This is a genomic window from Microbacterium sp. 2MCAF23 (genome assembly GCF_052115565.1).
Classification (GTDB): domain Bacteria; phylum Actinomycetota; class Actinomycetes; order Actinomycetales; family Microbacteriaceae; genus Microbacterium.
Genome location: NZ_JBFRGY010000003.1, coordinates 17,728 through 38,102, shown reverse-complemented (window position 1 = coordinate 38,102; position 20,375 = coordinate 17,728). Strand labels below are relative to the sequence as shown.

At 70.0% G+C, this 20,375-nt stretch carries 17 protein-coding genes; 4 read left to right on the top strand and 13 right to left on the bottom strand.

From position 1 onward, the window contains the following. Positions 1-87 precede the first annotated feature (87 nt). On the top strand, positions 88-1,992 hold the full coding sequence (locus tag AB4078_RS03610; RefSeq protein ID WP_441975993.1) for an anthranilate synthase family protein: 1,905 nt from the start codon (positions 88-90) through the stop codon (positions 1,990-1,992). A 109-nt stretch (positions 1,993-2,101) separates the two neighbouring features. Here AB4078_RS03610 and AB4078_RS03605 read toward each other — a convergent pair whose 3' ends face one another. The 3 genes from AB4078_RS03605 to AB4078_RS03595 form a co-directional block, all read right to left on the bottom strand. Continuing rightward, positions 2,102-3,433 (bottom strand): M50 family metallopeptidase, encoded by a 1,332-nt coding sequence (locus AB4078_RS03605; protein WP_441975992.1) that lies wholly within the window; start codon positions 3,431-3,433, stop codon positions 2,102-2,104. Between the two features lie 80 nt (positions 3,434-3,513). Continuing rightward, positions 3,514-4,599 carry a 1-deoxy-D-xylulose-5-phosphate reductoisomerase gene (dxr, locus tag AB4078_RS03600; protein WP_441975991.1) on the bottom strand — a complete coding sequence of 362 codons (1,086 nt, stop codon included), beginning with the start codon at positions 4,597-4,599 and terminating at the stop codon, positions 3,514-3,516. Between the two features lie 85 nt (positions 4,600-4,684). After that, positions 4,685-5,653: an FKBP-type peptidyl-prolyl cis-trans isomerase gene (locus tag AB4078_RS03595; RefSeq protein WP_441975990.1), complete on the bottom strand. Its 969-nt coding sequence runs from the start codon at positions 5,651-5,653 to the stop codon at positions 4,685-4,687. A 257-nt stretch (positions 5,654-5,910) separates the two neighbouring features. Between AB4078_RS03595 and AB4078_RS03590 the strand changes: the two genes are divergently transcribed. Continuing rightward, positions 5,911-6,600 carry a lysophospholipid acyltransferase family protein gene (locus AB4078_RS03590; RefSeq protein WP_440732444.1) on the top strand — a complete coding sequence of 230 codons (690 nt, stop codon included), beginning with the start codon at positions 5,911-5,913 and terminating at the stop codon, positions 6,598-6,600. Between the two features lie 9 nt (positions 6,601-6,609). On the opposite strand, the gene AB4078_RS03585 is transcribed toward AB4078_RS03590, so the two are convergent. Then, positions 6,610-7,116 carry an OsmC family protein gene (locus AB4078_RS03585; RefSeq protein WP_441975989.1) on the bottom strand — a complete coding sequence of 169 codons (507 nt, stop codon included), beginning with the start codon at positions 7,114-7,116 and terminating at the stop codon, positions 6,610-6,612. An 81-nt stretch (positions 7,117-7,197) separates the two neighbouring features. Here AB4078_RS03585 and AB4078_RS03580 point away from each other — a divergent pair, with 81 nt between their 5' ends. Beyond that, positions 7,198-8,193, top strand: coding sequence for an asparaginase (locus AB4078_RS03580; protein WP_441975988.1), 996 nt, complete (start codon positions 7,198-7,200; stop codon positions 8,191-8,193). 66 nt (positions 8,194-8,259) lie between these two features. Continuing rightward, positions 8,260-9,375, top strand: coding sequence for an alanine dehydrogenase (gene ald / locus AB4078_RS03575; protein WP_441975987.1), 1,116 nt, complete (start codon positions 8,260-8,262; stop codon positions 9,373-9,375). Here ald and AB4078_RS03570 read toward each other — a convergent pair. The 9 genes from AB4078_RS03570 to atpA form a co-directional block, all read right to left on the bottom strand. Continuing rightward, positions 9,347-12,289: an FtsK/SpoIIIE domain-containing protein gene (locus AB4078_RS03570; protein ID WP_441975986.1), complete on the bottom strand. Its 2,943-nt coding sequence runs from the start codon at positions 12,287-12,289 to the stop codon at positions 9,347-9,349. The genes ald and AB4078_RS03570 overlap by 29 nt on opposite strands. A gap of 57 nt (positions 12,290-12,346) precedes the next feature. Beyond that, complete coding sequence (locus AB4078_RS03565) at positions 12,347-13,159, bottom strand: PP2C family protein-serine/threonine phosphatase (RefSeq protein ID WP_441975985.1); 813 nt, start codon at positions 13,157-13,159, stop codon at positions 12,347-12,349. 83 nt (positions 13,160-13,242) lie between these two features. Continuing rightward, a complete protein-coding gene (locus AB4078_RS03560) occupies positions 13,243-14,214 on the bottom strand; it encodes an aldo/keto reductase (protein ID WP_441975984.1) in 972 nt (323 codons plus the stop codon). A gap of 117 nt (positions 14,215-14,331) precedes the next feature. Continuing rightward, positions 14,332-15,117: a large exoprotein gene (locus AB4078_RS03555; RefSeq protein WP_441975983.1), complete on the bottom strand. Its 786-nt coding sequence runs from the start codon at positions 15,115-15,117 to the stop codon at positions 14,332-14,334. 114 nt (positions 15,118-15,231) lie between these two features. After that, positions 15,232-15,996, bottom strand: coding sequence for a YaaA family protein (locus AB4078_RS03550; protein WP_441975982.1), 765 nt, complete (start codon positions 15,994-15,996; stop codon positions 15,232-15,234). 78 nt (positions 15,997-16,074) lie between these two features. Continuing rightward, positions 16,075-16,350, bottom strand: a complete 276-nt coding sequence (locus AB4078_RS03545) for a F0F1 ATP synthase subunit epsilon (protein ID WP_440732200.1) — start codon at positions 16,348-16,350, stop codon at positions 16,075-16,077. Positions 16,351-16,352: 2 nt separating this feature from the next. Beyond that, a complete protein-coding gene (atpD, locus tag AB4078_RS03540; protein ID WP_292716625.1) occupies positions 16,353-17,789 on the bottom strand; it encodes a F0F1 ATP synthase subunit beta in 1,437 nt (478 codons plus the stop codon). Between the two features lie 24 nt (positions 17,790-17,813). Next, positions 17,814-18,713: a F0F1 ATP synthase subunit gamma gene (locus AB4078_RS03535; protein WP_440732202.1), complete on the bottom strand. Its 900-nt coding sequence runs from the start codon at positions 18,711-18,713 to the stop codon at positions 17,814-17,816. Positions 18,714-18,731: 18 nt separating this feature from the next. After that, positions 18,732-20,372 carry a F0F1 ATP synthase subunit alpha gene (gene atpA, locus AB4078_RS03530; protein ID WP_441975981.1) on the bottom strand — a complete coding sequence of 547 codons (1,641 nt, stop codon included), beginning with the start codon at positions 20,370-20,372 and terminating at the stop codon, positions 18,732-18,734. Positions 20,373-20,375: the final 3 nt, after the last annotated feature.

Genomic DNA, 20,375 nt, shown 5'->3' with positions numbered 1-20,375 from the left:
GAGAGTTCGCGACCCACGATCCAGACCGCCTTCCGGGGCGGTCTTGTCGTTTCTGCCGCGTCGGATCCCTCTTTCAGGAGCACCTTCATGACCACCGCCGACCGGATCCACGCTCTCGACTCGTCGTTCGTCCTGCTCGCCCGCGAGGGCTCGGACAGCGTCGAGCTGCTCACCGGCGAGATCGTCGATGTGACGAACCTCGCCGACATCCCCCTCGGCTCCGGTGACGAACGCCGGGAGGTGTTCTCACTCGTCCCCTATCGCCAGGTCCGGGAACGGGGCTTCGAGGCGCAGGACGACGGGGCGCCGTTGCGCTGCCTGCTCGTGGACGAGCACCTCCACCTGCCCGCGGACGAGGTGCGCGCCGCGCTGCCTGCCGATCCGATCCCGCTGCGAGACGGCGGATTCGACCTCAGCGACGAGGAGTACGCGACGATCGTCGAGCGCGTGATCGCCGATGAGATCGGCCGGGGCGAGGGCGCGAACTTCGTGATCCGGCGCGACTACACCGCGACGATCGACACCGCGTCGCCCCAGGCGGAGCGGACGGCGGCGCTCACCTGGTTCCGGGCCCTGCTCGAACACGAGCGCGGCGCGTACTGGACCTTCGCCGTCGTCACCCCGGGCGTCATCGCCGTCGGTGCCAGCCCCGAAGCGCACGTCGTGGCTCAGGGCGGGGTCGTGACGATGAACCCGATCTCGGGCACGTTCCGCCATCCCGCCGGCGGCTCGACCACGGCGACGCTGGGCGAGTTCCTCACCTCCGCGAAGGAGACCGAGGAACTGTTCATGGTGGTCGACGAGGAGCTCAAGATGATGAGCGCGGTCTGCTCCGACGGCGGGCGGATCACGGGCCCGCACCTCAAGCAGATGTCGCGGCTCACGCACACCGAGTACATGCTGCGCGGCAGCAGCCGGCTGGATCCGCGCGACATCCTGCGCGAGACGATGTTCGCGCCGACCGTGACCGGATCCCCGATGCAGAACGCGTGCACGGTGATCCGCCGGCACGAGCGCAAGCCCCGCGGCTACTACTCCGGCGTGGCGGCGCTCTTCACGCCGAACGACGCCGGCGGCCACGACCTGGACGCGCCGATCCTCATCCGCACCGTGTACCTGAAGGACGGCGTGGTCAGCGTCCCGGTCGGCGCCACCCTCGTGCGGCACTCGGATCCGGCCGGCGAGGTCGGCGAGACGCACGGCAAGGCCGCGGGCGTGCTCGGCGCGATCGGCGCCGTGGCGCGCGACACCGCCGCTGAGGCCCGTGAGGACGCCGACGCACCCGGATCCGGTCCGACGCCCGCCGAGGATCCGGCGATCCAGGCGCTGCTCGCCTCCCGCAACGGCCGCCTCGCCGAGTTCTGGATCAACCCGCAGGACGCCGCGCCCACGGCGGCCGCCACGGCGCCGTTCGCCGGGCGCACGGCGATCGTCGTCGACGCCGAGGACCGGTTCACCACCATGCTCGCGCACCAGCTGCGCCATCTCGGACTCGATGTGCGGATCCAGCCGTGGGCCGAGGCCGATGACGCCGACATCGACGCCGCGGATCTGCTCGTCGCCGGGCCTGGTCCGGGCGACCCCCGGGACAGGACGTCGCCCCGCATCGCCCGGATGCGTGCTCTCGTGGCGCGCCGCCGCGAGAGCGGGCGCCCGCTGCTCGCCGTGTGCCTCAGCCATCAGATCCTCGCGGATTCCCTCGGGCTCGACCTCGCCCCGCTCGCCAGCCCGCACCAGGGCCTGCAGAAGTCGGTGCCGGTGTTCGGCGAAGACGCATCGATCGGCTTCTACAACACCTTCACGGCGCGCGTCGCGCCGGGCACGACCGACGCCGGTGTCGCCGAGGTATCCGCGGATCCGATCTCCGGCGACGTCTACGCGCTGCGCGGCCCGGCGTTCGCGTCGGTGCAGGGCCACCTGGAATCGATCCTGTCCCGCGACGGGATGACGACCCTCCAGCGCCTGATCGGGCACGCGCTCGACGGGGCCTGAGCTCCTCCGGGGTCGTTGAGCGAGCAGCGACGAAGGAACAGCGAGACGAAACGCTGTTTCCGCCGGGCACCGCGTTTCGTCTCGCTCCGCTCGCTCAACGACCGGTGATTCAGCCGATCGTGATCGGGTGGAACAGGTCGGCCACGAGCAGCAGGCCGCCCATGCCGACCAGCAGCGCCGCCACGACGATCGTGAGCGGCACGAGCCGCGTGGCGTCCACGGGCTTGGGCTTCGGACGCTGGAAGAGCTTCGCCCACGCTCGCTTCAGCCCGTCCCACAGCGCGACCACGATGTGCCCGCCGTCCAGGGGCAGCAGCGGGATGAGATTGAACACGAACAGCGCGATGTTCAGCGACCCCATGAGGCTCAGCAGCACGGCGAACCGGTTCAGAAGCGGCGCATCCGCTGCCGCCACCTCGCCGGCGATGCGGCCGACCCCGATCACGCTGAGCGGACCGTTCGGATCGCGCGGCGTGCCGGTGACCAGGGAGACGCCCACATCCCACAGCCGCACCGGCAGGTTGCCGATGAGCTGCACGACGGATCCGGTGTTCGCCATCGCCTGCTCGAAGCCCGCGGACAGCGGCTGCTGCACGTAGGCGAGCTGGGCGCCGACTCCGGCATAGCCGACCGTGTGCATGACGGCGTTGCCCTTGTCGTCGACGACGGCGCGCCCGTTGGCGTCCGCCTCCTGGCGCTGCGCGGCGACCGGGGTCAGCTGCAGAGTGAGCCGTGATCCGGCGCGCTCGACGACGAGCGGGATTGCCTTTCCGGGTGATGCCTGGATGATCGCGCTGGCCTCGGCGAACGTGCGGACGTCCTTCCCGTCGACCGAGACGATCCTGTCCCCCGGCTTGACCCCGGCCTGCGCCGCAGGGGCCACCGGATCCGAGGCGGAGCACGAGGTCTGCGTGGATCCGGCCGGCAGCACGCATTCCGAGACCGAGGCGATGGTGGTCGTACCCTGCTGAAGACCGATCCCGCTCAGCAGCACGGTGAAGATCACGACCGCCAGCACGAGGTTCATGAACGGTCCGCCGAACATGACGATGACGCGCTTCCAGACCGGGAGCAGGTAGAAGACGCGGCTCGCGCGCTCGGGGTCGATGGTCTCGTCGTTGGCGGCCCTGGCGTCCTGGATGAGGGTGCGGAAGGCGCCGCGCGACCGGCTCCGCCCGCCCTCGTCGCCCTCGTCGCCGGGCGAGGGCGGGTACATGCCCGACATCGAGATGAAGCCGCCGATCGGCAGCGCCTTGACGCCGTACTCGGTCTCGCCGATCTTCTTCGAGAACAGCCGGGGACCGAAGCCGATCATGTACTGGCCGACGTGCACGCCGAACAGCTTGGCGGGCACGAGGTGCCCCAGCTCGTGCAGGGCGATCGACACCCCGAGTCCGACCAGCACGAACAGCAGGCCAGCGACGTACAGCAGGATCTCCACCCCGCCACGCTACCGGTGCCGGGCTAGGAAACGCCCGTGCCGAGGCTGTGCAGTCGCCAGGATCCGCGGGATCCGAAAGCTCACGCCTGAGCGGCGATCATCCGGTCGGCCGTCGCCCTCGCCCACTGCTCCGCGGCCGCGAGGCTCTCGACGGTGAGCTCGTCCGGCGGATCATGCGCGTCGACCACCCGCTCGATGGTGTCGACGATGGCGAGGAAGCCCAGCCGCCCCTCGTGGAAGGCGTTCACGGCCTGCTCGTTCGCGGCGTTGTACACGGCGGGGTAGGTGCGCCCCGCTCGTCCGACCTGCTTAGCCAGGACCACGGATGGGAAGGCCGCGTTGTCGAGCGGCTCGAACGTCCAGCTCGCCGCCTTCGTCCAATCGATCGGCCGCCCCGCACCGCCCACGCGGTTCGGCCAGTCGAGCCCCAGCGAGATCGGCAGGCGCATGTCGGGCGGAGAGGCCTGGGCGATCGTGGATCCGTCCACGAACTCCACCATCGAGTGCACGATCGACTGCGGGTGCACCACCACCTCGATCCGCTCGTAGTCCACGTCGAAGAGCAGATGCGCCTCGATGACCTCGAGCCCCTTGTTCACGAGCGTCGCCGAGTTGGTCGTGACCATGCGTCCCATGTCCCAGGTCGGGTGCGCCAGCGCCTCGACCGGTGTGACCGCGGCCATCTGCTCGCGGGTCCGGCCACGGAAGGGACCGCCGGAGGCCGTGACGACGAGGCGGCGCACCTCCTGCTTGGTGCCTGAGCGCAGCGCCTGCGCGATGGCGGAGTGCTCGGAGTCGACGGGCACGATCTGACCCGGCTGCGCGAGCGCGGTGACGAGGGCGCCGCCGACGATGAGCGACTCCTTGTTCGCCAGAGCCAGCGTGCGGCCGGCCTTGAGGGCCGCGAGCGTCGAGCCGAGGCCGATGGATCCGGTGATCGCGTTGAGCACGACATCGGCCTCGACATCGCGGACCAGCTGCTCCGCCTCGGCGGCGCCGAGTGCCGTGTCGTCCACGCCGAACTCCTCGGCCTGCTGCTGCAGCAGGTCGGCCTGCGTGCCCGCGGCGAGGCCGACCAGCTCGAACCGATCCGGATTCGCCTTGATGACGTCGAGGGCCTGAGTGCCGATGGAGCCGGTGGAGCCGAGGATGAGGACGCGACGCATGGCCTCAGCCTAGGCCGTGCTCCGCCGACGGATGAGGGCCCGTGCATCGGCGATGCTCGCGGGCCCTCGTTCGATCAGCGGCGGGTCACTGCGCGGGGGCCGCCGTGGGGACCGTGCCGAGGATGTCGATCACGAACACCAGCGTCGAGTTCGCGGGGATCGAGCCGCTGGCCTTGTCGCCATACCCTTCGGCCGGCGGGATGACGACCAGCACCTGCGAGCCGACCTTCTGGCCTTCGAGCGCCTTCTTGAAGCCGGTCACCACGCCCGTGGTCTGGAACTGCGCCGGAGCCTTCCGCTTCCAGCTGGAGTCGAACTCCTTGCCATCCGCCCAGGTCACGCCGCGGTACTGCACGATCACGTAGTCGCCGCTCTGCACCGTCGGGCCATCGCCCTGCTTGAGGTTCGCGATGGTGGTCGCCGCGGGCGGCTCGGCCTTCGGGATGGTGATCTCGGGAGCGCCGTCCTTGTCGAGCTTGACGGTCGGCATGCCCTCGACCGGAGCGACTTCCTTGCCCTTCGCAACGGTCGGGAGGGCCTTCGTGGACTGCGCGTAGACGACGACGGGCTTGCCGCCCTCACCGAACATCTTGCCCGGGACTGCCACCACGACCGCCGAGCCGAGCGGCTTGCATTCGAGCGCGGCGACGAACAGCGACTGCTGGTTCGGGTCGAGCAGCACGGGCAGCTGGTCGTCCACCCCGCGGGCGCTGGAGTCGAGGACGGTGCCGTCCGTGGCGTTCACGATGCGGTACTGCACGGAGACCAGATCCCCGGCGACCACGTTCTTCCCGTCGCCCTTCTTCACCACCGTGCGCTCGACGGCGGTGGCCGCGTCGACGTCGGTGCCGGAGGGCACCGTGACCTTCAGATCCTTTCCCTCGCCCTCGACCTTGACGGCGTCGGAGGCCTTGCCCGGCTTCGCGTCGAGCAGGCACGACGACGACGCCGACGGAGACGGCGAGGCCGAGGGGTTCGCGGCGCCGGCACAGCCGGACAGCAGGAGAGCCGTCGCTGCGACGGCGGACAGAGCAGCGGCAAGGCGGATGCGCACGGAAGACCTCGAGACGTAGAGACGAACCCGCCCATCCTGCCCTATCGGGCTTTGCCGCCGCTGGGAGGTGGTGTGAATCCGCTCCCGGTCCGCCTCGCGCGCCCATTCCGATCGCGGAATGGATCCTGATCTAGCCTTGTCTGGTGACCCCGCAACACGAACCCGCAGCGTCTGCGGACCGCGACGAGGCCGTCGCAGAGCAGGAGCATCTCGAAGACGAGGTGCATCGCGCCGGTGCCACCTATCTGCTCGGCCGGATGATCCTCATCCCGCTCACCCGGCTCATCTACCGCCCTCGCATCGAGGGGCGAGCGAATGTGCCGAAAGACGGCCCGATCATCATCGCGTCGAACCACCTCTCCTTCATCGACTCGATCGCGATCCCGGTCGCAGCTCCCCGGCGCGTGCACTTTCTGGCGAAGTCGAGCTACTTCGAGGGCACGAGTCTGAAGGGTCGCTTCGTGGCGAACTTCATGCGCGCGGTCGGTGCCATCCCGGTGCGCCGCGGCGCGGGCCAGGCCGCGCTGGACGCCCTGGACGAACAGCGCAAGCTGCTGGACGCGGGGCTCGCCGTCGCGCTGTACCCGGAAGGCACGCGTTCGACCGACGGGCGCCTGTACAAGGGACGCACGGGCGTCGCCTTCCTCGCGCTGCAGACGGGGGCAAGAGTGGTGCCCGTCGGAGTGATCGGCACCGACAAGGCCATGCCGGTCGGGGCGAGCATGCCCAAGATCGGCTCCAAGGTCACGATCCGCTTCGGCGAACCACTGGATCTCTCGCACCACGGCGCGGCGAACTCAGGCCGTGCCCGCCGCGGCGCGACCGACGAGATCATGGCCGCGATCCACGCGCTCAGCGAGCAGGAGCTCGCCGGCGTCTACAACGAGGTGCCGGCGCAGGGCGCGATCGAGAAGATCAAGCAGGCGCTGCCCCACGAGCGGCGCTGACCGGGCGGGTCACGCCGGATCGACGGACGGGGCTGTCGACGCGTCCGCGACCAGGATCGTGGCCTCGTGATGCACCGGGAACGACACCGAGTTCGCGATGAAGCACCACGCGTTGGCCTGCGCATGCGCGGACTCTGCGGCTTCGCGCATGGACTCCTCGGCGATCGTGACCACGGGGTGCAGTGTCACCTCGGTGAACGCCCCGCCGCCGCGCCCGTCCTCCTGCATCGTGCCGGTGGCCTCGTCACGGTAGTCGACGACCACGACGTCTGCCGTCACACAGGCGTGCAGATAGCTCAGCAGGTGGCATTCGCTGAGCGCCGCGAGCAGCAGATCCTCCGGGTTCCAGCGGGTGGGATCCCCTCGGAACGGCTTGTCCGACGAGGCCAGCACGTCGGGCTTGCCCGCGACGCTCAGCGTGCTGGCGCGGTCGTAGTCGCGATAGCCCGATGTGCCCGTCCCTCGATTGCCGGTCCAGGTCGTCGTGAGGGCGTAGCGGTGCGTGCCGAGGCTCATGCATCCATGGTGCCAGGATCCTGTCGGCGCCGGTTCGTATCACGCCTGTCGGCGGGGTCCGCGCCCACTAGGCTGGCTCTCGTGGTGCAGACTCTGACCGTCCAGGATGCCGTGGAACTCGCCGTCGTCGAACGGAACGGATTCATCGAATCCCGCCACATCGGAGCGGCGGTCGTGCTCTCCCCGGAAGGCGAGGTCCTCGCCCGCCACGGCAACGCCGACGCGCTGGTGCTGCCCCGCTCCAGCCTGAAGCCGTTGCAGGCGATCGGCTGTCTCACCGCCGGCGCTCCGCTGGAGGACGAGCAGCTCGGCCTCGCCACGGCGAGCCACATCGGCACCGACCGGCACGTGGCCGTGGTGCGCGAGATCCTCACGGCGGGCGGGCTCACCGAGGACGACCTCGGCTGCCCCGCGGATTGGCCCGGCGACTCGGCGACGAGGGACGAGCTCGTGCGCGATCACGCCGGCAAGGCGCGCATCCGGATGAACTGTTCCGGCAAGCACGCGACCATGCTGCGCGCCTGTGTCGCGAACGGCTGGCCCACCGCCGGGTACCTCGACGTGGACCACCCGCTGCAGGTGCACATCAAAGACGTCGTCGAGCGGCTCAGCGGCGAGCGCGTCGCCGCCACGGCGATCGACGGCTGCGGCGCCCCGGTGCACGCCATCACCCTCACCGGGCTCGCGCGAGCCGTGCATCGCATCGGCAGCGCCTCGGAGCGGTCGCCGTTCGCGCTGCACCGGGTCGCCGGCGCCCTGGTGCGCACGGTGCGGCAGAACCCATGGACGATCGAGGGCCCTGGACGCCCCGACACCATCGCGATCGAGAAGCTGGGCGTGTTCGCCAAGCACGGCGCGGAGGGCGTGATGGTGATGGTCGCCCCGAACGGCGCCACCGTCGCCCTGAAGATGCTGGACGGATCCGGCCGTGCGGCCACGATCGTGGCCGCCACCCTGCTCGCCCGCGCGGGCGCGCTGACCGACGCGCAGGTGGACAGCCTTGCCTCGGCCCTTCCACTTGCCGTCCTCGGAGGCGGCAGCGGCGTGGGGGCCATCCGCCCCGGCGCCGGAATCTGAACGCCCCCAGAAAGGGCCAGAACCCGCGGGCGGGAAAGCCCATCAGGGAAAAGGAGAGGAGCCACGATGAGGATCTCTGTCCCCAGCGAGGTGAAGAACAACGAATTCCGCGTCGCCCTCACGCCCGCTGGCGTGCACGACCTCGTGCAGGCCGGTCATGAGGTCGTCGTGCAGTCCGGCGCCGGTGCCGGATCCTCGATGTCGGATGCCGACTATCTGGAGGCGGGAGCGACGCTGCTCGATGACGCCGACGAGGTGTGGGCCCGCGCCGAGCTGGTGCTGAAGGTGAAGGAGCCGATCGCCAGCGAGTACCACCGCTTCCGCAGCGACCTGGTCCTGTTCACGTATCTGCACCTCGCCGCCGATCGCCCGCTCACCGACAAGCTCGCAGAATCGGGCATGACGGCGATCGCCTACGAGACGGTGCAGCTGGCCTCGGGTGCACTGCCGCTGCTCGCGCCGATGAGCGAAGTCGCGGGTCGTCTCGCCCCGCTGGTCGGCGCGAACACGCTGATGCGCTCGAACGGCGGCCTCGGTCTGCTGATGTCAGGCGTTCCCGGAACCCGCCCCGCCACCGTGACGGTGATCGGCGGCGGCGTCGCCGGCGCGAACGCGGCCGTGATCGCCGCAGGCATGGGCGCGGACGTGACGATCTTCGACACGAACATCGCGCGGCTGCGCTATCTGGACGACTTCTTCGGCGGCCGGGTGAAGACCGCGGCGTCGAACCCGCTGGATCTGCGCCGCGCCGTCGTGAACTCGGACCTCGTCATCGGATCGGTGCTGATCCCCGGGGCAAAGGCACCGAAGCTCGTCACGAACGACATGGTCGCCGAGATGCGCCCCGGCAGCGTGCTCGTGGACATCGCGGTGGACCAGGGCGGCTGCTTCGAGGACACCCACCCGACCACGCACGACGACCCCACGTTCCGCGTGCACGACACCGTGTTCTACTGCGTGGCGAACATGCCGGGCGCGGTGCCGAACACCTCGACCTCGGCCCTGACGAACGCGACGCTGCCCTATGTGCGGCAGATCGCGGGCCGCGGCTGGCAGGCGGCGCTGCGTGCCGATGCCGCTCTCGCCGGCGGTCTCAACGTGACCGGCGGGAAGATCGCCAACGCCGGCGTCGCGACCGCGCACGATCTGCCCCTCACGCCGCTGGACGAGCTGCTGGGCTGACATCGCCCCGCGGGGTGGGAAGGATCACCCGGGACGGACGCCCGTCCCGATCGATGGTCCATGCCCGCCCCGCGTGCGGCACGGCGTACGGCGGCAGCTCGCGCACGCCGGTGAGCATGCGCAGTTCCCTGGTTGCCTCGGCGAGCACGACGACCTCGCCACCGCGGACGATCCGCTGCCACAGCGCGTATTGCCGTTGCCATGCCTCCCCGTCGCCGACCAGCACGATGAGGCCCGCGGCCTCCCGCTCTGCGGAGGCCGCGCGTTCCGCCGAACGAGCGATCGCATCGTCCGCGCGGATCCGTGCCGGTGCGGCGGACTCATCGAACCGCCCTGCTCCATCCGGAAGGATCACGGGCGCGCCGTCCACGAGCACTTGCACCGCGGCGCGGCCGAAGCGCCCGCCGAGCCTCTCCGCCGTCCGCGCCGGTGCCGTGCTCACCACGCCGACGAGCATCGCCCGCGGCTCCCACTGCGGCGTCTCCGGGTGCGCCGCCGTCCGCTCCAGGGGCGAGGAGCCCGGTGCTCCCGCCTCGGCCTCGGCCTCCGGCAGCACGAACTGCACCTCGGCGCCGCCCAGCCGCGCCCGGCCCGGGGGCCGGTCGGGGTCAAAGGTGCCGGGCTCACCGCCGGCGGTGAGGTGCTCCGTGCGGCTCACGGTGCGCAGCAGGGCGCGCTCCGGCAGCAGATCCGCAACCGCGGAGATCTGCCCGCTGCATCGTGACGCGCTGAGCAGCACGGTCCCTCCGTGCTCGGCGGCGAGGCGGACGACACGCTGCAGCCGCTCCACCCACGCGGAAGCGTACTCGAGCGGGAACGCGGCGAGGTGCCGATCGACATCGTCGACGGCCAGCAGCGGCGGCACCGGGCGGCCGCCGTCCGCGATCTCGTCGATCAGAGACCACGCCTGCTCGGGATCCGGCCTCAGCAGCACGCCTCCCGGCACCTGCGCCACCGCGGCCCTCAGCACGCTGCTCTTGCCGGCCCCCGGGCCCCCGAACACCACGAGGCCGCGGTCCTCGCCGATGCGCAGCGTGCGCACCGTCTGCCGCTGCTGCTCCGGTTCGTCCGCGAGGCCGAGCGTGATCTCCCCGGGCGCAGCGGCGGGGAGATCGGCCCGCTGCAGTTGCGCGGGCAGTGCCGCCTGCCACGGGCTCCGCGCCCGCGGGACACCGCGCCAGTGGGCCGCGATCGTGGCGAGCTCATCGGCGCTGGTCCGCGCGACGCGGAACACGGCGGGCGCCGCGTCCTGAGGGCGGCGGACGTAGGCGAGACCACGTCCTGCGAGGTCTCCGGGCAGAGCCGCTGCCGCGTCGCTGCCGATCATGATCCTGCTGTCGGCGGGATCCGTGACGCGCAGGGCGATCCGCAGAGGGCAGTTCGCGGCCAGCGCGTCGCGGATGACCCCGGTGGCCCGCTGGGTGCCCAGGATGAGGTGCATGCCGAGGGCGCGACCGCGGGCGGCGATGTCGGTGAACACCGCCGCCAGATCGGGATGCTCCTGCAGCAGCGCCGCGAACTCGTCGACGACGATCACCAAGCGGCCCAGCACTCCCCCGGTCTCCGCGACGCTGCGGGCGCCCGTCTCGGCGAGGACGCCCTCTCTGCGCCGCAGCTCGGCACGGAGGCTCCGCACCCCGCGCTCCGCACCATCGGCGTCGAGGTCCGTGATGACGGCCGCGACGTGCGGCAGGGCGCGCAGCGGCTCGAAGGCCGTGCCGCCCTTGAAGTCGGCGAGCACGAAGCTCACCTGCTCTGCCGAGTGCGTGGCGGCCAGCGCGGCGACCCAGCTCACCAGGAGCTCGCTCTTGCCCGCGCCGGTGACACCGGTCACGAGCGCGTGCGGCCCGTCCGCGACGAGGTCCGGCACCACCGCCCCTTCCGCATCCCGCCCGATCGCCGCCCGCAGGCCCTCGCACGCCACAGACTCCGGCCCGACGATCCCCGTGTCCCACTGGCCCGGCAGAGGCGGCAGCACCTCCTGCAGCGCCACCGCCGCGGGAATCGCCGCCTCATCGTCCTGCTCCCGGATCAGAACCTGCACGATCGCCTCCGCCTGCTCGCGGGAGATCCCCTCCGCCGTACAGTCCTGCGTCCCCTGCGGGGTGCGCAGGCGGGCCGATGCGGGCTCCGTGACGTCGAGCACGGCGTGGTAGCCCACCGGCGGTGGCGTTCCCGGCTGGAGCAGACAGAGCCTGGGGCCGGACGGCGCGCTCCGCTGCACCCCGAGATGCACGACACCGGCGTCTTGCCGGGCAAGGCGGGCCTGGGGCAGACCGTCCAGCCCGAGCGCGGCCACGGCGTCTCCCTCGAGACGGACAGCGCCGTTCGCGTGCCGAAGACACAGCTGCAGCACCATCGCCCTGGCCACGGCAGCGGCGATCGGCGCGGGCCCTCGCACGCACACGCCATCGGACAGGCGCACCAGGACCGGCACCCCCGTCACGGCGCTGTGCTGGACGCGGAACGCTTCGGCTCGTCCCCCGGTGCCGCTGAACCGCAGCGGCGAAGGCCCGTCTCCGCGGCCGGCTGCGATCTCGACCGTGTCCGCGAGAGCGATCGGACGCGTCGGCGGGTCCACGAGGCAGGCGGCGATATCGGGGACGGCCCGCAACCGGCGGGCTCTCTCCTCCGACTCCCGGTCGCTCACGATCTGTTCGACTCGCGACCAGGCCTGCGTCTCCTCGGCCCGTGCGACACGTGCGGCGCGGCGACGCTGGCGCACGCTGTCCAGGAAGGAGCCGAGGATCATGACCGGCCCGAGGGCCGCGAAGCACAGGGACAGCGGTGAGCCGGTGACGGCGAAGAGCACGATCCCCGAGACCACGGGCACTGCCGCGGCGAGCAGTGGGAGAGAGTCGCGCTGCGGGGCGGCGGCGACAGCGGGGAGGACGATCGTCTCGGCGGGATCCATTCCGCCATCTCACCGTGAACCGCCCCGGCGCGGGGCGCGCTCAGCGCAACCGGTGCACTACTCGACGGCGATCGGCGCTGTGGAGGAGGATCCCTCGTCGGCCGACGTGCGGTGCACGTCCACCACGATGACGGTCACGTTGTCCCGCCCGCCGTTCTCCAGCGCAGCGGCGAGCATCGCGTCGACCGCGGCGCCCGCTGTCGGATTGAGTCCGAGGAAGTGCTGGATCCCGTAGTCAGTGAGCTCCTTGGTGAGCCCGTCCGAGCAGATCACGAACCGATCGCCGTCCTGCACGCTGAACTCGCGGTAGTCGGGCGGCAGCGCCTCGCTGACTCCGACCGCGCGGGTGATCACGTTGCTGTACGGATGCCCCTCCGCCTCCTCAGGGCTGAGCCGCCCGGCCGTGATCAGCTCCTGGACGACGGAGTGGTCCGTCGTGACCTGGCTGAGGACTCCGTCGCGCAGCAGATATACCCGGGAATCGCCGATGTTCAGCGAGACCCAGCGCGCGTCGTCGCCGACGAGGGTGAAGAAGACGCCGGTCAGCGTCGTCCCCGTGCCCTCATCCGTGGTGTCCGGGTGCGCGGTGATGTCCTGCACGGCGCTGACCAGGGCGGTCTCGATCGTCTCCGTCGTGATCTCGCCCGTGGCGACCGCCTCCTCGAGGCGCGCGATGGTGCGCTGACTCGCGATCTCACCGCCCGCGTGGCCGCCCATGCCGTCCGCCACCACGAACAACGGGAACTCGGCGAGGAGGGAGTCCTGGTTGTTCTCCCGGCGACGGCCGGTGTCCGTCGCGCCGGCCCACGTCAGGACGACCGTGTCGCCGGACGCCAGCGCGACCTCGCGCTCGTGCGAAACCTGGCTCATCGCGGTCCTCCGCATCCTCGTGCGATCAGAACGACCGCTGAAATCTCACACATCGTAATGGATCCCTGGCCTCGACACACGGCTCAGACGGCCGGATCCGCCGGGAGCGGAAACAGGGCGTCGATCGCGGCGACGTCCTCCGAGGTCGGGCTCCACGCCGCGCCCGCGCGCGCGTTCGCCTCGATCTGCTCGGCGGAGGTCGCGCCGGCGATCACGGAGGCCACGCCGGGTTGCGCCAGCAACCAGCCGAACGTCGCCTCGAGCATGGTGATGCCACGCTCGTCGCAGAACGCGCGATAGGCGTCCAGCGCGTCCCAGGGCGCATTCTCCCAGAGATGGGCCCTGGTGCGCATGATCCGGCTCTGGGAGGGTCCGCCGTCGCGGGTGAACTTGCCCGTGAGCAGGCCGTTGTGCAGCGGGAAGAACGGGAAGAAGCCGAGGCCGAACCTGTTGACCGCTGGCAGCACCTCCCGCTCGGCCGCCCGGGACAGCAGCGAGTACTGGTTCTGCGAGGAGATGAAGCGCGCGCTCCTCGTCGCGCTCAGCTCCGCCTCGGCGATCTGCCAGCCGCTGAAGTTGGAGTGGCCGAAGTAGCGGATCTTTCCTTCGCGGACGAGTTCGTCCAGGGCGTCCAGCGTCTCATCGATCGGGGTGAGCGGATCCGGCCAGTGCAACTGGTACAGGTCGATCCAGTCGGTGCGCAGACGACGCAGCGACTCCTCGACGGCCTTGCGCACGTAACGGCGGGATCCGAGACCCGCGGGGAAGTCGTAACCCATGTCGGCGGACGCGTAGCCGAACTTGGTGGCGAGCACCACGCGATCACGGCGGCCGTCGAGCGCCTGGCCCATCAGACTCTCGCTGAGGCCCGGATCCTTGCCGTACATGTCCGCGGTGTCGAGGAACGTGACGCCGTGGTCGATCGCCGCATCCAGCACCTGGATGGTGCCCTGCAGCGTCTCGGTCGCCGTGCCCGCCCGTCCGAAGTTGTTGCATCCGAGTCCCACCGCGGAGACCAGGAGCCCGGACGATCCGACACGACGTTCAGTGCTCATGCCTCCAAACTACAGGCCGACCCGGGATGCGGTCGGCGGGCATGCGGGAAGCCCCGGTCGAAAGACCGAGGCTTCCCACGTCGTCCGCGGCCCGAGGACCGGGGCACTATCGGAGCGTCACGCCGGGGGCTGCTCGCCGTTCTCCGGAGCGGCTGCCGGCGGAGCCGGAGGCGCGGGCGGGGCCGGCGGGGTAGCCGGGACGTCCGGGGCGGAAGCCGGCGGAGCAGCCGGCGGCTGGAACGTCGGAGGCGCGGCCTGGGGCGCCGGCGGCTGGAAGCCCTGCTGCGGAGCCTGGGGCGCGGCGGGCTGGCCGTAGCCGGGCTGCTGCGGCGGGGCGTAGCCCTGGGCAGCCGGCGCCTGGTAGCCCTGCGGCGCGCCGTACCCTGCGGCAGGAGCCGCGGAAGGCTGCACCGGGATGCCCTGCCACACCGTGCGGTCGCCGAAGAAGCCGTTCCCGGCCCAGGATGCGGGCGCGATGTTCGGGTTCCAGCGCGACTTGTCGAAGGCGTTGATGCCGAGCCAGATCAGGCTGAGGAAGACGTAGAGCACCACCCAGCCCGCGCCCTTCTGCAGCTTCAGACCGACGCGCCAGGCTGCGAGGCATGTCAGCGCAAAGGCGGCGAGGCCGATGATCTGCCCGATGACGGGGATCCAGCCCAGCACGATCGCTCCGCCGAACGCGTAGAGGACCAGCCAGGGGCTGAGGTCACCCAGCTTCAGGAACACCATCGAGGAGTAGACCGGAACCCAGGCGCGCCACTTGCCCTGAACGCCTGCCTTGTCGAAGATCTTCATCAGGAAGAGCGAGCCGAGTACGTAGAAGACGATGGCGAAGATAAACCACGTCAACGCGGCGATCAGGTACACAGCCGCGTAAGCGCCGCTGTCTCCGTAAGAGTCCATGTTTCCCTCCGGGAATCGGTTCATGATGCATTCGCATCGAGCAGCCTCAGCTGAGAATCAGCTGGGTGCCTCGACGCGAAACACCCTACCGCGTCCTGGCGTCGCACTCACGAACTATTTGCGGGTCGTCGGCTGATCCGTCACCAGCTCGAGGACGCCGTGCTCACTCGTCTCCCTCAGCGGCACGCCCGAACGCTCCGCCCAGTTCAGGAGGGTACGGCGCGATGCGATCTTCGGACGCTCCTGCGCCAGGCGTCGCACGAAGTCGCCCTTGGCGTGCTTGTTGAAGTGGTTCAGCGCCTTACCCTGCTCGGTCACCACACGCACATACGCCGACGGCAGCCCTTCGGGAACGGGTCCCAGATCCACGTACGCCTCGGAGCGCAGGTCCAGCACGAAGGACGGCGCCGCGGCTGTGAGCTCGGCCGACACGGCGTCCGCCCACAGTCGCCTAAGCGGCGGCAGTGCCGGCACCGATGCCCCGGCGCCGAGCCGATACGACGGGATCGCGTCAAGCGCACCGACAGGACCGAAGGGCGCGCTGTGCACGAGCACGTGAGCCCCCAGCCAGCGCCGCGCGTAGCCGTCGAGCGTCGCGGCGTCGAGGGCGTCATAGAGCACCCCCGTATAGCGGTCCACGGCGGGCATGACCTCGGCGGTCCGCAGCCGGGCGTTGTCGTGCAGAGCCTCGGCGAGTTGCTTGTCGCTGAGCTTGAGCACCCGGCGAGTCGCCTCCGCGTCGACGGCCAGCGCCATGAGCGCGTCGATCACTTGTCTGCGCTGCGGCAGCAGCCCCGGCAACGCCCATGCCGAAGGCTCGGGCGCCCCCGGCGTCCCGCCCGGGCGCTTGGTCTCCGACGGCGGCAGCAGGATCTTCATGTCACTCCCCCGGACAGACGTCCGCCCCGGTTCCCGCAAGAGGCGGGGAACCGGGGCGGACGTGCAGGATGCTGTGGATCAGGCGACGAGCGCCGCGTTGCCCGCGACGATCGTCAGGGCGTTGCCCTCCATCGAGACGAAGCCGTCCCGAGCGCTGGCGAGCACTTTGGTGCCGTCCAGCTGCGTGATGCGCACCTGACCTTCGGCGAGGATGGCCAGCACGGGCTCGTGCCCGGCCATGAAGCCCAGCTCGCCCTCGACGGTCTTCGCGACCACGAGGCTGGCCTCACCGGTCCAGACCTCCGCGTCGGCGGAGACGAGGCTGACGTGCAGTGATGCAGCACCGGGCGCCATGATCAGGCGTTCTCCTTCTGGATGCGAGCCCAGTTCTCCTCGACGTCCGAGATGCCACCGACGTTGAAGAAGGCCTGCTCCGCGACGTGGTCGAAGTCACCGCGGCAGATCGCGTCGAACGACTCGATCGTGTCCTTGAGCGGAACCGTGGAGCCCTCGACACCGGTGAACTTCTTCGCCATGTAGGTGTTCTGGGACAGGAACTGCTGGATGCGACGGGCGCGCGCCACGACGATCTTGTCCTCTTCGGAGAGCTCGTCGACACCGAGGATCGCGATGATCTCCTGCAGCTCCTTGTTCTTCTGCAGGATCTGCTTGACCGTGGTGGCCACGCGGTAGTGGTCCTCGCCCAGGTAGCGGGGGTCCATGATCCGCGAGGTCGACGTCAGCGGGTCGATCGCCGGGTACAGACCCTTCGAGGCGATCTCACGCGAGAGCTCGGTGGTCGCGTCGAGGTGCGCGAACGTCGTAGCGGGAGCCGGGTCGGTGTAGTCATCGGCCGGCACGTAGATCGCCTGCAGCGAGGTGATCGAGTGGCCGCGCGTCGAGGTGATGCGCTCCTGGAGCACGCCCATCTCGTCGGCGAGGTTCGGCTGGTAGCCCACCGCGGACGGCATGCGGCCGAGCAGCGTGGAGACCTCGGATCCGGCCTGCGTGAAGCGGAAGATGTTGTCGATGAAGAGCAGCACGTCCTGCTTCTGCACATCACGGAAGTACTCCGCCATGGTCAGCGCCGACAGGGCGACGCGCAGGCGCGTCCCCGGCGGCTCGTCCATCTGACCGAAGACGAGGGCGGTCTTGTCGAAGACGCCCGCCTCCTCCATCTCGGCGATGAGGTCGTTGCCCTCACGGGTGCGCTCGCCGACACCGGCGAACACCGACACACCACCGTGGTCCTGCGCGACGCGCTGGATCATCTCCTGGATGAGGACCGTCTTGCCGACGCCCGCACCGCCGAACAGGCCGATCTTTCCACCCTGCACGTACGGGGTGAGCAGGTCGATCGACTTGATGCCGGTCTCGAACATCGTGGTCTTCGACTCGAGCTGGTCGAAGTTCGGGGCCTTGCGGTGGATCGGCCAGCGCTCGGTGATCTCGATCTGCTCGCCGGGCTCGGCGTTCAGGACCTCGCCGATCACGTTGAAGACCTTGCCCTTGGTGACGTCGCCGACGGGCACCGAGATGGCCTCGCCGGTGTCGCGCACCTCCTGGCCGCGGACCATGCCGTCGGTGGGCTTGAGCGAGATGGCGCGGACGAGGTCATCGCCGAGGTGCTGGGCGACCTCGAGGGTGATCTCCGTCGACTCCTCGCCGATGGTGATCGTCGTCTTCAGCGCGTTGTAGATGTCGGGGATCGAGTCGTGCGGGAACTCGATGTCGACGACCGGGCCGGTGACGCGAGCAACGCGGCCGACGACCGTCGTAGCGGTGGCAGTCATAATTCGTCTCTCTCCTGAGGGGTCTTACTTGCTCGACGACAATGCGTCGGCGCCGCCGACGATCTCGGCGATCTGCTGCGTGATCTCCGCCTGACGCGCGTTGTTGCGCAGGCGGGTGTAGTCGGTGATGAGCTTGTCGGCGTTGTCGCTGGCCGACTTCATCGCCTTCTGCGTCGCAGCCTGCTTGGCGGCGGACGACTGCAGGAGGGCGTTGAAGACCCGGCTCTGGATGTACACCGGCAGGATCGCGTCGAGCACCGTCGCCGCATCCGGCTCGAACTCGTACAACGGGTACACGGCACTCGAGGTGTCGGCCGCGTCGGCCTCCGCGATCTCCAGCGGAAGCAGGCGCACCGTCTCGGGCGACTGGGTCATCATGCTGACGAAGCGGTTGTACACGAGGTGGATCTCGTCCACGCCGCCCTGCTGGCCACCGCGCTCGAAAGCCTCCAGCAGCGAGGCAGCGATGGCCTCTGCCGTGTGGAAGGACGGCGTGTCGGTGTCACCCGTCCACTCCGCGGCGGCCTCGAGGCGCCGGAACTGGAAGTACCCGACGGCCTTGCGACCGACCAGGTAGAACACCGGCTCGCGACCCTCCGAGCGCAGGAGCTCGGCGAGCTCCATGGCCTCGCGCAGGATCTGCGAGTTGAACGCGCCGGCCAGACCCCGATCGCTCGAGAAGATCACGACCGCGGAGCGGCGGATCGTCTCGGGCTCACGGGTGAGCGGGTGGTCGACGTTGGAATGCGTCGCGACGGCGGACACGGCCCTCGTCACGGCCCGCGCGAAGGGCGAGGACGCGTTGACACGCGCCATCGCCTTCTGGATGCGCGAAGCCGCGATGAGTTCCATCGCCTTCGTGATCTTCTTGGTCGTCTGAGCAGAAGAGATCTTCTGCTTGTAGACCCGGAGTTGTGCGCCCATAGCTGAGAATCCCCGCGATTACGCGCGGCGGCCCTTGACGATCTTCTCCTGGTTCACGTCGTCGACGTCCGCGGCGCTGTGCTCCTCGTGTCCGGGAGCGCCGATGCCGTGGCCCTTGCCGCCCTGGAACTCGAGGAGGAAGGCGTCGGTGGCCTTCTCCAGCTCTGCGGCCGTGTCGTCGTCGAGGACGTTGGTCTCACGGAGGGTGTCGAGCACGGTGGTGTTGCGACGCAGGTGATCCAGCAGCTCGCGCTCGAAGCGCAGCACGTCCTCGACCTCGATCGAGTCGAGCTTGCCCTTGGTACCGGCCCAGATCGAGACGACCTGCTCCTCGACGGGGTACGGCGAGTACTGCGGCTGCTTGAGCAGCTCGGTGAGGCGCGCGCCGCGAGCCAGCTGACGGCGGGAAGCCTGGTCGAGGTCGGACGCGAACATCGCGAAGGCCTCGAGCGAGCGGTACTGCGCCAGCTCGAGCTTCAGCGTGCCGGAGACCTTCTTGATCGACTTGACCTGGGCGTCACCACCGACGCGGGACACCGAGATGCCCACGTCGACAGCCGGACGCTGGTTGGCGTTGAACAGGTCGGACTGCAGGAAGATCTGGCCGTCGGTGATCGAGATCACGTTGGTCGGGATGTACGCCGAGACGTCGTTCGCCTTGGTCTCGATGATGGGCAGGCCCGTCATCGAACCGGCGCCGAGTTCGTCGGACAGCTTCGCGCAGCGCTCCAGCAGACGGGAGTGCAGGTAGAAGACGTCACCCGGGTAGGCCTCGCGGCCCGGCGGACGGCGCAGCAGCAGCGACACGGCGCGGTAGGCCTCGGCCTGCTTCGACAGGTCGTCGAAGATGATCAGGACGTGCTTGCCGCCGTACATCCAGTGCTGGCCGATGGCCGATCCGGTGTAGGGGGCGAGGTACTTGAAGCCGGCCGGGTCGGACGCCGGGGCGGCGACGATGGTCGTGTACTCCAGGGCGCCGGCCTCTTCCAGCGCGCCCTTGACGGAGGCGATGGTCGAGCCCTTCTGGCCGATCGCGACGTAGATGCAGCGGACCTGCTTGTTGACGTCGCCGGAGTCCCAGTTGGCCTTCTGGTTGATGATCGTGTCGATCGCGATCGCGGTCTTGCCGGTCTGGCGGTCGCCGATGATGAGCTGGCGCTGGCCGCGGCCAACCGGGATCATCGCGTCGATGGCCTTGATGCCGGTCTGCATCGGCTCGTGCACGCTCTTGCGCTGCATGACGCCAGGCGCCTGCAGCTCGAGAGCACGGACGCCCTCCGTCGCGATCTCACCGAGGCCGTCGATCGGGTTGCCGAGCGGGTCGACCACCCGGCCGAGGTAGCCGTCGCCGACCGGGACGGAGAGCACCTCACCGGTGCGGGTGACCTCCTGGCCGGCCTCGACACCGGAGAACTCGCCGAGGACGACGACACCGATCTCGTGCTCATCCAGGTTCAGTGCGAGTCCCTTGGTGCCGTCGGCGAAGGTCACGAGCTCGTTCGCCATGACGCCGGGCAGGCCCTCGACGTGCGCGATGCCATCCGCTGCGTCGATGACGGTGCCGACCTCGGTCGCCACGCCGCCCGTGGGCTCGTACGCGGCGACGAAGTCCTTCAGCGCGTCACGGATGACGTCGGGGCTGATCGAAAGTTCTGCCATTGT